Raw genomic sequence first — 14,519 nt, 5'->3', positions numbered from 1 at the left:
ATGTTAATCTAGGGGAGATCAACATAAGTACACTTGATTTACGCTGACTATAATAATCGTTTCTCAAACGAATGCAACGACATTTATTAGAACGGTTAATCAATAATAACTAACCGTCTAACGAATGAACAATTATACCAATTCCAATAAGTTTCTTCTCACTCAGCAAGAGTTAAAAGGTTTAGAGGCAAGGCATTGATTGAAGAGAATGGTTATTCCCTTGTCAAAATCAATAACGCGGTATATAGACCTTTTAGACTCGCCCTTTGGGAGCTTTCCAGTGATATGATAACCGCACAAAATTTCTTTCATATAGAATAACTATAGGTAAAAAATTATATTTGTTCTCAAATCACTGGCAAGCTCTGAGTGGGAACTAACTTAATGGACTTGGTATTATTCATTCTCTTGTTCTAATTGCTTACTAAAGCGTTTAATAAAGTGAACACCATCAATCATTAAAGGAAAATCTTTATTTACGGTGATCGGGGCATTTAATTTACTAGAATAACTATGAAAATTACCATTTCTATCAATAAAAACAGATTTATCTTTGTTAAATACCATCAAACCAGCCGCAGAAGTATTTGCAATAACACGGTCTTTATTTAATGTAATAAGATCTGAACCATTACTATATTTTTTATCTTCAGTATCACAGCCAAGCCAATTTTTCATGAGTGTAGATTGTAAATCCATATGGCTTGTTAACTTAGTAACAATATCCTTATTTACTTGCCTTTGGGCTTTTTTGTAAGGTGTTATCAGTAATGCAGGCTTAGTAATTAATTGGGTATCTTCTATTTGATTTCCAATTGAACTAATCCAAATAATATCTTTTTGCTGTTTTTGTTGCTGTGCTAATAATAAAGCATCAACAAAAAGCTCAAATTGATACTTACTGATACTGCTTTCAACATCGTTACTGATTGCACTTTTAAAGTAAATTATATGTAATCCTAACTTTTTGCTATTAAGTTTATCAGCGAAAATTAGGCTCGATATATCGTTAAGGTGACTCTTTTCGTCAAACAAAGAAACAAACCAAGGTGCGTTATGTTGATCAGTTATTGAGTTTACGTCAGATTTATCTATTAACGTAAAACTACTGGCTAAATTTTGCTTTTCAATGGCTTGAAATAGCAATGGCTTAGTGGATTGCTTTAAAATATCGTCTTGATAAATATTTGGTAAAGAATAAAACAATTTAAACCAGGCTTCATCATTTAGCGCCGAGTCTACATGGTTATTAAATTGGTAACTATTACCACTTGTTCTATTGCTAAAACGTTGTAGTTGCTCGGTATTTAACTGTGCATCAGTAAGTACTATAAATACCGACTGATCTGCGTTAGTTATTTCACATTGCCCTGACGTTAAACTTGGGTAAGGTGGAATAGCACTGCTAAACGATAATGGGCTTGTTTTACGTTCTATATAATCGTCAACATCAAATAAACCGTACTTGGTAAGTAAAGTTTGAGCGGTTGCAGGGTAAGATAGAGGTAATACAGTATCTTGGCGTAATATATCGTAATCTAAGTTAGCATCAGCCCAAATATGAGTTAAATGACTAAAGAAGAATGATGCGACTAAGCCAAAAATAACAAAACGAGCAAAAATCGTTTTTTGTAATTTTTTCAAGTGCTTCCATGCATAATTACTAATAGTGAATTCAAAAGCTAAAATTAAAATAGCTAAAAAACCACTAACAGTATAAAAAATAACATTTTTCTGTGCTATTTCTTGAATCAAACTAAAAATTTGAGCACTGGAAGATGCATTTAAATGATAACCCAAACGACTATAAATAAAACCATCAAGTAATAGCAACAGCAGTCCAAGGGTAAATATTATTGAAGCACTGGATCTAATCACTTTGGTATTAGGCCAAATAATGATCAATGGAAACAAAATTAACACAAAGCTAATAAAGGTTAGAAAAGCAATATGACTAACCCAAGTAGTAACAAGATACATTTGACCTAAAAATGTAGTCGGTGCAGTTTCACTGAAAAGGTAATAAGAGGAGAGGGCTATTGCTGCAAAAATATTAAAAAATGTGAACCAATGGCTCCAACTTATTAAATGTAACAGCTTTCTACTATAGGTTTTGGTATCAAAAGTGACCATTGAACTTTATTCTTCTTATCTGATGAAATTATAAAATGAATTATTCACTAGTTATCAATAAAACTAGTGAGTTTTTTGGATAGATTGATTCAATGCGCGAGTAAAATTGTCTACAATAGCACTTTGTTTGTCGGCAGGAATTTTACTAATAACATTAGTTATTGTATTTCCTAAACACATTAAGGCTAAATCGGTTGTTGCTGATTCATTTACAAGAACATCCATAAGTTCTTGGATAATTTTTTCTACACGTTCGTTTGAGTATTTCGATACAATGGGCATAATGACACTTAATTGCTGATGATTAATAATATTTTTGCAGTTTATCAAATGCCTGCACAATATACTAATATATCCCTAACATAGACCCTTACTTATGAGTTTAATAATTTCTAACATAGCACTACATTTTATTTCGAAAAAAGAAGAATCAAGCGAAGTTTTACTACGCTTAGGGCCTGAGAGTATAGAAATTGGGCCTAAAATAACCGCTTTTGTTGACGGTTTGCATAGTATTTATAATGCTAAAGGCAGTAAAGCTTATGGTAGTTTCTCTTCTATGCCTGCACCTGGTAGTTCTGCAAGCAGTACCGAAAGTGATATAGATAGTAGCGATACCGTCACTGCTCGTTTTGTTGATTTAATGGAAAGTTACTTAGGCGAGCGCCAAAACTTTTATACTTTTAGTACACAAGCGGCAAATACCTTAAAAAATGAAATAGAAAAATATGATCTAGACGAAACCGGTTATTTAGTTGTTTGTCATTATGAATATATGGGTGGACGTTACTTATTGGTTGCCGTGATTCCTGTATCTGAGCATTATAGTGTTGATGGTGAATTAAATATTTCAGCGGATCAACACCTTGATACTACTAAATTACAGTTAGCAGCGCGTATCGATTTATTTGATTATCAGCAAAATGCTAGCGGTAACCGATATATTTCCTTTATTAAAGGACGTGCCGGACGTAAGGTTTCTGATTTCTTTCTCGATTTTTTAGGTTGCGAAGAAGGCTTAAATTCAAAAGAGCAAACCCAAACATTAGTACAAGCAGTAGAAGACTATGTCGCTGTTAACCAACTTGATTCAAATGAAAAACAGCAAACACGTAAAGAGTTACTTAATTACTGTAAAGAGCAAAAAGCAAGTTCTCAAGATGTGTCTATGCAAGAAGTTGGCAAAGTCATTGGCCATACAGCAACTGATAGTGATGGTAATGAACAAAACTTTTATCAATTTTGTCAGCAACAATCTTATCCTATTGAAGAGTCTTTTCCTCATGACCAAACCGTTGTTAATAAAATAACGAAATATTCGGGTTATGGTAATGGCATTAGTTTAAGTTTTGAACGTAGTCACTTTGGTCAAGATGTCGTTTATAACCCTCATAATGATTCAATTACTATTTTTAAAGTGCCTCCTAATTTAAAGGAACAACTGCAAGCATTGTTAGCAAATAATGATGAAGAAATAATTGAAAATAATTAATTTACTAATACCAATCACCATCAAATAAGTTACGCGTAACTATGGATTTTTTTGTTAGCGCGTTGAAAATTAATAATTTATCAGTAATTTACTATTAAGTGAGTTACGTTAAAGAAAAGAGAGTTACCATGACAAATAAAGCACAAGCAAAAACAGAAAATACCCTTACTATCACCCGTCCTGACGACTGGCATGTACATTTACGCGATGGTTTGGTACTAAAAAATACCGTCGCAGATATTAGTCGCTATTTTGCTCGTGCCATTGTAATGCCAAATTTAGTGCCGCCGGTAACGGATGCTAAACTAGCCAAAAGTTATCATGATCGCATTATGGCTGTTGCAGCTAATGACAATTTTAAACCATTAATGGTGTTATATTTAACCGATCAAACAAGCGCACAAGATATTATTGAAGCAAAAGAATCTGGTCTTGTATTTGCTGCTAAGCTTTATCCTGCAGGAGCAACAACTAACTCTTCTTCTGGGGTAACTGACATAGCTAAAATGGCAGATGTTTTTGCCGCAATGCAAAGTGTTGGTATGCCATTATTAATTCATGGTGAAGTTACCGATTGCAATATTGATATTTTTGACCGTGAACAAGTATTTATTGACACTATATTGTCACCACTCGTTGCTAACTACCCAAATTTAAAAGTAGTGCTAGAACATATCACCACAAAAAATGCTGTCGATTTTGTTAAATCAGCGAGTAACAATGTTGCGGCAACGATTACGGTTCATCATTTACTCTATAACCGTAATGACATGTTAGTAGGCGGCATTCGACCACATTATTTCTGCTTACCAATTTTAAAGCGTAATATACATCAACAAGCACTTATTGAAGCAGCAACAAGTGGTAGTGCTAAGTTTTTCTTAGGTACAGATTCAGCACCACATGCACAGCATGCTAAAGAGTCGGCTTGTGGTTGTGCTGGTGTTTATTCAGCTCATGCTGCCATCGAGTTATATGCTGAAGTATTTGAACAAGAAAATGCCCTTGATAAATTAGAAGCATTTGCTAGTTTAAATGGACCAGAGTTTTACCAATTACCTATTAACACTGACAAAATAACCTTAGTTAAAAAATCGTGGAAAGTACCGGCTACCATGAGTTTTGGTGACGACGTTGTTGTACCTGTGCGTGCCGATGACGATATTTTGTGGCAAGTAAAAGACTAAGTTTTGTGTTGGTTAGCTAAATAACTAACGTAATAGCTAAGCAATCTAATTAACAATTGAGAGCCAAAAGTAAATTAAGGAAAAAAATGCAATTATTTGTAGATGATTTAACCGTTATTGATTTTTCGTACCTGTGTAAACAGCGCGGTATTGTGGGTGAAAGCTGGATTGTTGACGTGTTACTCGATGGCTCATTAAATGAAATGAGCATGGTGCTTGATTTTGCCGTCGTTAAAAAGCAAATTAAAGCCATTATTGACGATGCAGTTGACCATAAATTATTGTTGCCAATGCAAGAGCAAGCGGTAACCTTAGCAGAGTCACCCTATAATGACGGTCATCAAACAGTTGACTTTGTAAGTGATATTGCTAGTTATTATTTACAATCACCTGCGTGTGCTTTTGCCGCAATTGATTGCTTAACCATAACAGTACCAGCAGTAATTGAGCATTTAAAAGCAATAATATTAGCGCAGTTACCCAATAATGTTGAAGGGTTAACGTTAGTATTACGTCCTGAAAATATCCCAACCGATTATTATCATTACACTCACGGTTTAAAGCTCCATGATGGTAATTGCCAACGTATTGCCCATGGTCATCGTTCTAAAATTCAAATATTAGTTGATGATAAAAGAGATGCAAATTTAGAAGCTGCTTGGTGTAAACGCTGGCAAGATATTTACATTGCCAGTGAAGCCGATAGAATTTCTGTAGATGACATTCAATTATCAGCTCAAGCAATGAAGGACTTAACCCCTGATCATCAATATTTTAGTTATCATGCGCCACAAGGGCGATTTGATATTGCTGTTGATACTAAAATTCTTGATGTTGTTGATTGTGATTCAACAGTAGAATTACTGGCTGATTTTATTTTACGACAAGTAAAAGCAGAACACCCTGAACTCGCTAATAACACCATTAAAGTTATTGCGTATGAAGGGGTTGCTAAAGGAGCCATTGTTCATGGTTAGTTTGTTTATGATTAATAATACCTTTCGTTTAACGCTAATGGCATTAACTTTTGCTGGTGGCTATGTAACAAGTGCTCCAACTCAAGCAGCGACTAATGTTTTGAGTGATAAAGCTGAAACAATTGAAAAAGTGAATACAAAAAATATCGCTTTATCAGGTGTTATTAAGCAGGGCGGTTTAATTGTTGGTAAAACATTACCAAGTGACACTGTTAAGCTAAATGGTAAAACATTAATGGTATCAGCTAAGGGTGATTACACGTTTGGCTTTTCTCGTGATGATAAACAAAGCCATAAACTAGTCATCACTTCAATTAATGGTGATCGGGTAGAGAAAATATTAATACCTGAGCAACGTGAATATAACATTCAACGGATTGAAGGCATTAAAAAAAGCATTATGCAGCCAAACCCTAAAGCCGCTATACGTGCTAGAAAAGATAGTACACAAGTAAAAGCGGCTAGAAAAATTGCCAGCTCGCTTGATTATTTTGCTCAAGGCTTTATTCCTCCTATTGAAGGTACCATTACCGGTGTTTATGGTAGCCAACGTGTTTATAATGGCGTACCTAAAAATCCTCATTTTGGTCTAGACTATGCCGGTAATACGGGTGATCCAGTAAAAGCACCGGCTTCTGGCACTGTATTACTGTGGGTTCCTGATATGTTTTATTCGGGGGGAACTATGATTATTGATCATGGTCAGGGCGTTAGCTCTACTTTTTTACATTTAAGTGATTCGTATGTTAAAAAAGGCGATAAAGTAACACAAGGACAAGTAGTTGCTGCCGTAGGCCAAAGTGGTCGAGCGACAGGACCTCACTTAGATTGGCGTATTAATTGGTTTGATGTGAGAATTGATCCTGCCTTAGTGCTGGAATTACAACCGTTGAAAACAGTACAACATTAATGAATCTTCACCAATACTTGTTGGCAATCCAGGAAGGAAAAATAATAAACTTTACACGTTTTTTAACCTTGTTACCTAAATTGCATCAGCAAAATTGGCGACATATTTTTAGTGTCAGCAAAGTAAAAGGCAATGGAAAGTTTCTGGTAACAGTTGTTGATAAAGCCTGTTTTGAACAGTTATTATCAGCAGCGACACCTAGTACGAATAGAGCTGAAGCCGCAGTTAAAGGAAATTCACACCAACATAAAAGTTCAATGAGCTTCGTGTTGGTGTTTCCTGAAGCATTTAATCATCAATACTGGCAAGAAAAACCTAAATGTCCTCATGTTGTTGTGTGTAGTCATTTAGAATTAGCATTGAGCTTTAAGCCCCAAAAAACCTTAGTAATAATTGAAAATCAAGAGAATTTTTTTCGATACAATGAGTTTTTAGCTGCTCTGTTAGATGAAACATCTTCAAATGTTAATTATGATCTACAGGCCCTTGATATTGCTTTTGGGCACGGTAATAGTATAACTAATGCATTACATGCGGATTTTTTCTGCCAATATCAAACAATATTATGCTGTTTTGATTATGATCTTGGTGGTTTAACCATGTTTTCGACTTTACGCAAACTATTTAAAGCACATACAATTAACACGGAACTGTTATTTATGCAGCCAAGTAACAATCAAGTTAACAACGAGAAATTTCTAAAAACCCACTTTAATAAAATCCCAGAAAAACCAGAGAGTTGGCAACAAGCAATTAAGTTAGCAGAACAACTTGATTTGGTTGATTTAGCTCATGCGTTCCAGCACACTAGAGCGTTTATGGAACAAGAAGTCTATTTGTCAGACCGAATTAGATAAATAGTATATAACTAATACACATTAGTTTAAAACGTCAGTAAAACTTGGTAATAACCTAATTAATGACCCATTAAAGGTCGAGTTCAGACAAAACTGAATTTGTCAGACAAAAAGAAAAAGGTAAGACATGTCGTCACAATACAAATTTGAAATTAAGCGTATGGTACTCGTTGACTCAGCGGGTTTTTGCTATGTAGAACTACCGGTAGATGAACATGCTATTTTACTCGCTGATGGTAATATTGGTAAATCGAGTATATTAAACTCACTACGATTATTTTTATTACCTGAAAACAATTTTAAGAATTCAAAAAACAAATTTGCATTCAGTACCCCTAAAAATGATGGTTTTTATGACAATGAAGAAAGTTATCATCATTATTTCCCAAGTAAATACAGTTTCTTAATTTTAGAAGTAAGTCATCAACATGCAGGCACTGAGTATAATCATTGCCAAATTCTACATCCAAGTACTGGCTATTTAAGTTACAGTCGAATTTTCACACCGCTAGCATTCGATCAAATTCGTCATTTATTTTGGCAGCTTGATGGAGATGAAGACGGTATTGGTTATCGTGCTAACAGTTTAAGTAGCAGCGAAGTTTTTAAACAACTGAAAAGTTTACATAAAGATACTGTATCAATCAAAGACACCATTAAGTTAAAAGAATTACTTTACGCGAACGAGCAACTAGTGCCCCAGAATATGCGTTACAGTGTGTTTCCACTTGCTGAGTGTGATGATGCGCGAATTGAATCGTTACGTACTTTAGTGCTCTTATTATTTGAAATGAATTCAGGTAGCGGTGGTGTAGCGAAAGCCGTTGCAAATATCATCGAAGCGGATAAAAAATTCACTAGTGATATTTTAGATTTTAACATTGATCAGTTTCTATCAAAGCACGACGAACTAAAACAACAAGAGTTAGAGCTAACCAAAATCTCTAACTTAGAAAACAAATACCAAGGCCTACAAGAAAACTTTCAGCAGTATTCTCGTTTTCAAATGGCAGACAAAGATTTTGCTAACTTTTATATCTCGCTTAATACCCAACTTAGTGAACTGAAAAAGCATTTACAACTAGCTGCTAATGTTGTCAGTGAGTCTAGCAGCGAGTTGAAAGACCAACAGGCATTAGTGCAAAGTATAAAAGTTAGTTTAAAAGCAGAGCAAATTGAAGAAAATAAACTCAATACTAAATACACACGTTTAACCAAAGCATTAGATAAAGCACAATTGCTTCTCGCTGGCTATCCAGATAAACCACTTCATACCGTTATTGAATGGTTTAATGACGATATTGCCACAATGAAAGAAGACTTAGCTGCACACCAAGATAGAACAGCAAGTATTAATCGTATTGCTAAACTTGAAGCAAGTATTAACCAGAATGAAAGTGAGCAACAACGTTTAATTACGCGGATTAATACCCAAGAATTTTCCTTAAGTAATCAATTGCCTAAACGTACTTGGCAAGTATACGCTGCAATAAATAAACGTTTAGCACTAGCAAACCCAGGTAAAAATTTAACTGAACTACAGTTAGCAGCTTTCAATCAGTTTGCAGAGTTGTTTGAAAATAAAAGTGATGCAGTCATTTTATTTGATGAAGTCTTTAATCAACAATCCCAACAACTTAACGATGATAGTAAACTTAGACTAACAGATGTAGAAGCTGACTTAAAAGCAGATAGACAATCGTTACAAGCATTACGACAATCTCAAAATAATAGTATCGCCAATGCTGGTGAGATCAAACGTCTAACCCGTGATATAAATCTTGCAGAAGAAGAGTTACTTACGCTTAAGCATCTTGAACATAATAATTTAAGCCTAGAAGAAGTAACGCAAGAGCTTGAGCAAGTACGAAGGAAAACAACAGAGCTAGCCGATGAACAAGGTAAAGCATCAACTACGCTAAGTCAGTTACAACAAACAGCAGAGCAAGCAAAACTTAATTGGCAAACTATTGCTAATCAAGTAAATAGTTTAGTGCAATTACAAAAACAAGCCGATAGCATAAAAACGCGTTATCCCCGTTGTGCTCAGGCTTTAGAAAAATCCATTACCTCACCACGCCAATTTACGTTAACAACAGCAGAGTTAGCAGATATTGAAGCGCAATTAGCGTCGTTAACTGAGCTGAATTTACAGTTACAAAAAGGTTTATGTAACTTTGTGTTAGAAGAAATTATTGTTGATAAACAGGGGATTATGAACGAAGCACCAAGTTTCTCTGTTGTTAGAAAAACGTTTGAAGCATTAAGTGATGTTTATACTAATTTAGAAGCACGTCAAACCATGCTGAATGAGCAGATTTATGTGCATAATGAATCTGTACAAAGTTACATGAATTTATTACAACAAAACTTCGATTATATTAAAGATTTTGAAACTGGACTTAATCGAGATTTTTCACAAATCAGTATTAATGATCTAGACGGTATCAGCGTTGAAATTCATATCGATAAACGGTTCGAAAATCTAGTACAAGAATTACAACATGTTGACTTATATGCCGAACAATTAATTTCAGATAATTTTTATGCAAGATTACGTGCCTTTGCCAATTCAGGAATATTCGCAAGTAAAAGTAGTGGTTCAAATGTAAAGGCCGTTAGTCAGCGCTTAACTATGGATAAGATTATTGAAAACTTATCTTATAAAACCCGTAAAAGAAATCAAACACAGTGGCAAAGTAAACAACAATCCAATTCAACCACAGCATTAATCAACCTAAAGTTAGTACAAATATTACTTAAACGTCTACGTGCCAGTGGTTATGATTTATTACTGCCATTAGTGCTAGATGAAGTAGCGACCGTTGATGTTAAACAATTTGATTGGTTACTTGATGATATTAAATCGAGTGGCTTTACTTTATTCGCTGCATCAACGCATAGTGCTAGCTCACAACTTATTTATAAAATTGGTCGTTATCATGAAATAGGGGCCATGCGCACACAAAAGCCTTATTCCAAAGAGCGTACATTAGTTTATTGGGGCGGCGCAGAGTTATTTACATCGCTTGATGAAAGCTTGCGACATGATAATGATCAATCAACAGAGTCGCAACTTGGTTTACTTGCTGGTATCGAAGCAGGGCAAACGGATATATTTGATTTGAAAAATGATGATGACCAAATAGCTGACAAACAAGTAAATAAAAGTAAAGTACTTGAAAATGATATTACTGAGAGCCAAACGATTACCAGTGAAGTAAAACAAGGGAATGAGGAAGCTTAAGTGGCTATCAGTAAAGCAATCAGCAACGAGAATAGCTCAACTCAAACCACCTTGGTATCAAGTGGGCAAAAGCACTCAGATAAAAAATTTAATACGATTGAAACGTTACGCATATTATTAGATCACCCAACAATCATGTTTAATGTTATTCGTACTATGGATAACAACAAAGTCCGTTTTATTACTGAGTCTCACTTAGCACTAGAAATTTTACAGTACTCTCAACAAGTAAGTCATATTGAAAGTCAGCGTATTACGCTTGCATTTGATACCGACAACTTATTGCAAAGTCACATATTGATGGATAAAGATATTTATCAAGGAACATGCCGCTTAAGTTTTCAAGAAGGGATTATTAGTATATTCCGTCTTTGTGAAAGCTCACTGTATCAAGAGTTGACTGATTCTAAACTGAAATCTCGACTCGCGTCACTTTGGCGCTTACAAGAGCGAGTTAATAATGCCGAGCTATCGTTTATTGATGACGATCCAGATTACTTAGAATTTGTAGACGACTTAGTTCAACAGTTAAGTGAATTGTTAAGTTTGCTCAAACAAAATATTGACCGAATGCAAGGACTTGGAAAAGATCTTGAAGCAATGTCGAGTCAAGTATTTACAGAAGTAGTCAGTAACGATTCATCTACAACGAATAATCAATATTTAGGTAACGAGCATAAAGAAAAAATGTTGGCGCAAATTACACATTTATTTGAGCGTCATATAAAACCAACACAAAACTTTTTGAATCACAGTACTCGCTTGGCCAAAGGTACTAATTTATTTGCCACGTTAGAGAGCTTTAAAAACGCCTTTTCAGGCAATAATAAACATGCCTTAAGTTCACAAGTATTACGTTATAGCATGAGTTTTAGTAACATTTTTCTCCCTATAACCGAAGTAGCTCACCAAGTAGATCAGTTTTTAAGGAAAACGCGTTCAGCGTTACTGCAAAGTAATGCTATGGAGCATTTTCATCAAAAATTACTGTCTGCTTATGACAAAACACTTGAGCGAAGTTTAAATAAAACCAAAATAGATAATAACCTTGTTAAAGAATTTGATTTTATTAATAGCCTAAAACGAGCAAGCAAATTAAAAGATTTTAGAGTAGGGCAGTCAACCAGTTATTTTAATAACTTATTCACTGAGTTATCACTGCGCCTTGAAGCCTTGAACCTTGATGGACATTTTAATTCAGACAATGAAAACTTCAATTTAACTGCGGTTATTGATGATAGCGAGTCACTTGTTCTTAAGCGATCTCTTGCGATGTTTGAACATTTAAATACTATTAAATTAAGAGAAAGCAATGACTTAACAGCAATGCTACATTGTCGTCTAAGTGATAGTTTTGACGATTATCGACTGGTAGACCTTATTGGTGCATGCCAATTAATGCAAGAGCAACAAGCTAACTTCACGTTAAGAACGGTAAACCAAAAAGCCTACTTACGACATAACGATGAAATTTATATTTACCGCCGTAAAAAAGTAATTGCTAATCAGCCTAAGTGCAATGAAAAAGAGATCACGAAATAATGAGTAATGACAAAGACATAACAACAGAAGCCGACGACGTGAATACTACTAATAGTGGCTATAAGCCTAAGTTAGATGCTGGTGAAAATAGTAGTCAAAACACCAATGACAACACGCAAGTACCTAATGATGTAGGTAGTAGTGTAAGTGGTGATGAAAATGATGACCAAGAATCAGCTCAAAACAATTTATCACCAACAAATCAACAAATCATTAATAGCTTTGAGCAAGTTAATGCGCAACATAGCGCAGCAATTTTTCGTCAATTCAACCAAGGAAAAGTCATTACTAAGCTAGTGTATGACGATATAAATGCTAAAAATATCGATAACCCGTTATTTACCTGTTTATTTAATTCATCCCAGCATTTTGAATCCTTATATCAACATTTAGGTTATGAACTTTGTTTACATAGCGCAGGGGATTTTTATTATGTTCGTGAATTACGTGCTGATAGTAGCGATGAAGCAGATGATAATGCCTTAAAAGTACAAGCTATTTTACTGCAATTAGGCCGTTACTATAGTCAAACAGGACGTGAACTTGAGCAATTATGCCAAGCTCAATTTGGTTTTAATGAGAACGATTTATTAACATTGTCAAAAGACGATGAGTCATTAGCTATTCTCAAAGCGATTAAAATAGACAACTGGCCTAAAGCGATAGACTTTATAACTATTCGAAATTTTGCCTATAAAACAGGGGGCAATAGTTGGTTTATTAGCTCTGCAGGTAAAGCGTTCTTATTTAACTTAGTTGAACAATATAGCCAGTTTGAGCAAGATCACTAAAGCTAACATGTTGAAATTCTATTTCAGCTATTTTTTACAATGGATAAATATGACTAACCAAGTTGATTTTTCTAAGCGATATTAACTTAGTTAGTCATTTACAAATAAACTTACAATGGAACTGTGATGTACAAAGGAAAGCTAAAAAATTGGCAAGGTGTTAAAGGTTTTGGATTTATTCAATCAGATGAGCTTAAACACGATGTTTTTATTCATATTTCAACCTTAAAAGCCATGAGTCGAGAGCCTAAAGTTGGTGATTTCATCTATTTTGAAGTTGAAAAACAGGCAAATGGTAAATCCAGCGCTGTTAATTGTCGTATTGAAGGTGTAGCAGCAAAATCAAGGTTAACAAAGAAGCCTCGTATTAGAAGAAAATCTCCAAGACGAAAGAACAAACTTGTTTTACTGCTAATGTTACTCGTAATTGGTTTTTTTACATATCAACGATTAGTATCAAAGATCTCAGGACAACAAACACCAAATAATCAAATACCAAGTAGCTCAGTATTAAGCAATGAGTTAAAGAGTGAACTATCTGATACAGGTACACAGTTTTCATGTGATGGTAGGCAGTATTGCAGCCAAATGAATTCACGCGCTGAAGCTGAGTTTTTTACCAGATATTGTCCTAATACAAAAATGGACGGCGACAATGATGGTATTCCTTGTGAAAACGATTCACGATTTTAAATACTATTATACATAGTGGTTAATATTATATTTACCTTAATAGTGAAACAGCATCAAAGTGCATTATCTTTTTATTAAAAAGAAAATATAGAATCTAGTTGTTAACTTGCAAACAGTAAAATGTCATTAAGCTAAAGTGCTAAATAGACTAATCAATTCAACAAAATGATTTCCCAGTGAAGAGTGGATCCGATCCAGTGCTTAATTTGGATTAACAATAAGTGCTCAAGGCCCCTCTCTATAAAAACACCCTTGCTAAATCCGATACTATTTAATACTGGACATAGCGTATATTTAGTTAACTAGTAGCTTTGTAGCTAATTTTGTCAGGTTGTTAATTCTTAAACCTAACGCTATGTGAAATCTGATTCTATTTGGCTGTTACTACCAGTTAGAATTCACATAGCGTCACCGTATTGATCGTCTATACTTTTGATTACAGCTTAGAAGTTTTTCATTTCACCAAATTTATCTTTGACGAGTTAAATATGATTTGCTGATGACAAAAATGCTTACTCAATGTCATTAGCATTTCTTTCTGATAAGCCAATTATTCAAGTTGATAAATATTACTTCCAGATATCGAAATTTCTTATCCTCAAATTAGCTACATAGATAATGAGCTAACTTTAATATGAAGTTATTTCTCAACAATAATTATCCATAATGACAAATATTAAAACTTGTTGA

Annotated in this window: 11 protein-coding genes; 9 read left to right on the top strand and 2 right to left on the bottom strand. The window is 34.4% G+C overall.

Annotated features, from left to right (window positions below):
* Nucleotides 1-396: 396 nt before the first annotated feature.
* Nucleotides 397-2,133, bottom strand: a complete 1,737-nt coding sequence (locus Q4496_RS11980; protein ID WP_215974063.1) for a DUF3413 domain-containing protein — start codon at nucleotides 2,131-2,133, stop codon at nucleotides 397-399.
* 63 nt (nucleotides 2,134-2,196) lie between these two features.
* The gene (locus Q4496_RS11975) at nucleotides 2,197-2,415 is read right to left on the bottom strand and encodes a DUF1414 domain-containing protein (RefSeq protein ID WP_159820311.1); all 219 of its coding nucleotides are present in this window, start codon (nucleotides 2,413-2,415) and stop codon (nucleotides 2,197-2,199) included.
* 94 nt (nucleotides 2,416-2,509) lie between these two features.
* On the opposite strand from Q4496_RS11975, the gene yejK reads away from it, so the two are divergent.
* From yejK to Q4496_RS11930, 9 genes are all read left to right on the top strand, one after another.
* Nucleotides 2,510-3,625 carry a nucleoid-associated protein YejK gene (gene yejK, locus Q4496_RS11970; protein ID WP_215974062.1) on the top strand — a complete coding sequence of 372 codons (1,116 nt, stop codon included), beginning with the start codon at nucleotides 2,510-2,512 and terminating at the stop codon, nucleotides 3,623-3,625.
* A 128-nt stretch (nucleotides 3,626-3,753) separates the two neighbouring features.
* Nucleotides 3,754-4,812: a dihydroorotase gene (gene pyrC / locus Q4496_RS11965; RefSeq protein WP_303610508.1), complete on the top strand. Its 1,059-nt coding sequence runs from the start codon at nucleotides 3,754-3,756 to the stop codon at nucleotides 4,810-4,812.
* 86 nt (nucleotides 4,813-4,898) lie between these two features.
* Complete coding sequence (locus tag Q4496_RS11960) at nucleotides 4,899-5,789, top strand: 6-carboxytetrahydropterin synthase (protein ID WP_215974060.1); 891 nt, start codon at nucleotides 4,899-4,901, stop codon at nucleotides 5,787-5,789.
* On the top strand, nucleotides 5,782-6,699 hold the full coding sequence (locus tag Q4496_RS11955; RefSeq protein WP_303610507.1) for a M23 family metallopeptidase: 918 nt from the start codon (nucleotides 5,782-5,784) through the stop codon (nucleotides 6,697-6,699). Before Q4496_RS11960 ends, Q4496_RS11955 begins: the two co-directional genes overlap by 8 nt.
* Complete coding sequence (locus Q4496_RS11950) at nucleotides 6,699-7,556, top strand: hypothetical protein (protein ID WP_303610506.1); 858 nt, start codon at nucleotides 6,699-6,701, stop codon at nucleotides 7,554-7,556. The genes Q4496_RS11955 and Q4496_RS11950 overlap by 1 nt, the downstream gene beginning before the upstream one ends.
* A gap of 127 nt (nucleotides 7,557-7,683) precedes the next feature.
* The gene (locus Q4496_RS11945; RefSeq protein ID WP_303610505.1) at nucleotides 7,684-10,803 is read left to right on the top strand and encodes a hypothetical protein; all 3,120 of its coding nucleotides are present in this window, start codon (nucleotides 7,684-7,686) and stop codon (nucleotides 10,801-10,803) included.
* Nucleotides 10,804-12,345, top strand: coding sequence for a hypothetical protein (locus Q4496_RS11940; RefSeq protein ID WP_215974057.1), 1,542 nt, complete (start codon nucleotides 10,804-10,806; stop codon nucleotides 12,343-12,345).
* Entirely contained in the window at nucleotides 12,345-13,136 is a 792-nt protein-coding gene (locus Q4496_RS11935; RefSeq protein WP_215974056.1) for a hypothetical protein, read from the top strand. Before Q4496_RS11940 ends, Q4496_RS11935 begins: the two co-directional genes overlap by 1 nt.
* 126 nt (nucleotides 13,137-13,262) lie before the next feature.
* A complete protein-coding gene (locus Q4496_RS11930) occupies nucleotides 13,263-13,829 on the top strand; it encodes an excalibur calcium-binding domain-containing protein (RefSeq protein ID WP_215974055.1) in 567 nt (188 codons plus the stop codon).
* Nucleotides 13,830-14,519: the final 690 nt, after the last annotated feature.

The organism is Colwellia sp. 5_MG-2023, assembly GCF_030547795.1.
Taxonomy (GTDB): domain Bacteria; phylum Pseudomonadota; class Gammaproteobacteria; order Enterobacterales; family Alteromonadaceae; genus Colwellia.
The sequence above is the reverse complement of the archived record's forward strand: the minus strand, read 5'-3'. Positions and strand labels throughout refer to the sequence as shown.

What these genes read in the sequence shown, in the direction of transcription:
- Q4496_RS11960 (WP_215974060.1), top strand. Translation starts at nt 4,899, where the DNA reads ATGCAATTATTTGTAGATGATTTAACCGTTATTGATTTTTCGTACCTG.
- Q4496_RS11945 (WP_303610505.1), top strand. Translation starts at nt 7,684, where the DNA reads ATGTCGTCACAATACAAATTTGAAATTAAGCGTATGGTACTCGTTGAC.
- Q4496_RS11930 (WP_215974055.1), top strand. Translation starts at nt 13,263, where the DNA reads ATGTACAAAGGAAAGCTAAAAAATTGGCAAGGTGTTAAAGGTTTTGGA.
- pyrC (WP_303610508.1), top strand. Translation starts at nt 3,754, where the DNA reads ATGACAAATAAAGCACAAGCAAAAACAGAAAATACCCTTACTATCACC.
- Q4496_RS11935 (WP_215974056.1), top strand. Translation starts at nt 12,345, where the DNA reads ATGAGTAATGACAAAGACATAACAACAGAAGCCGACGACGTGAATACT.
- Q4496_RS11955 (WP_303610507.1), top strand. Translation starts at nt 5,782, where the DNA reads ATGGTTAGTTTGTTTATGATTAATAATACCTTTCGTTTAACGCTAATG.
- Q4496_RS11975 (WP_159820311.1), bottom strand. Translation starts at nt 2,415, where the DNA reads ATGCCCATTGTATCGAAATACTCAAACGAACGTGTAGAAAAAATTATC.
- Q4496_RS11980 (WP_215974063.1), bottom strand. Translation starts at nt 2,133, where the DNA reads ATGGTCACTTTTGATACCAAAACCTATAGTAGAAAGCTGTTACATTTA.
- Q4496_RS11950 (WP_303610506.1), top strand. Translation starts at nt 6,699, where the DNA reads ATGAATCTTCACCAATACTTGTTGGCAATCCAGGAAGGAAAAATAATA.
- yejK (WP_215974062.1), top strand. Translation starts at nt 2,510, where the DNA reads ATGAGTTTAATAATTTCTAACATAGCACTACATTTTATTTCGAAAAAA.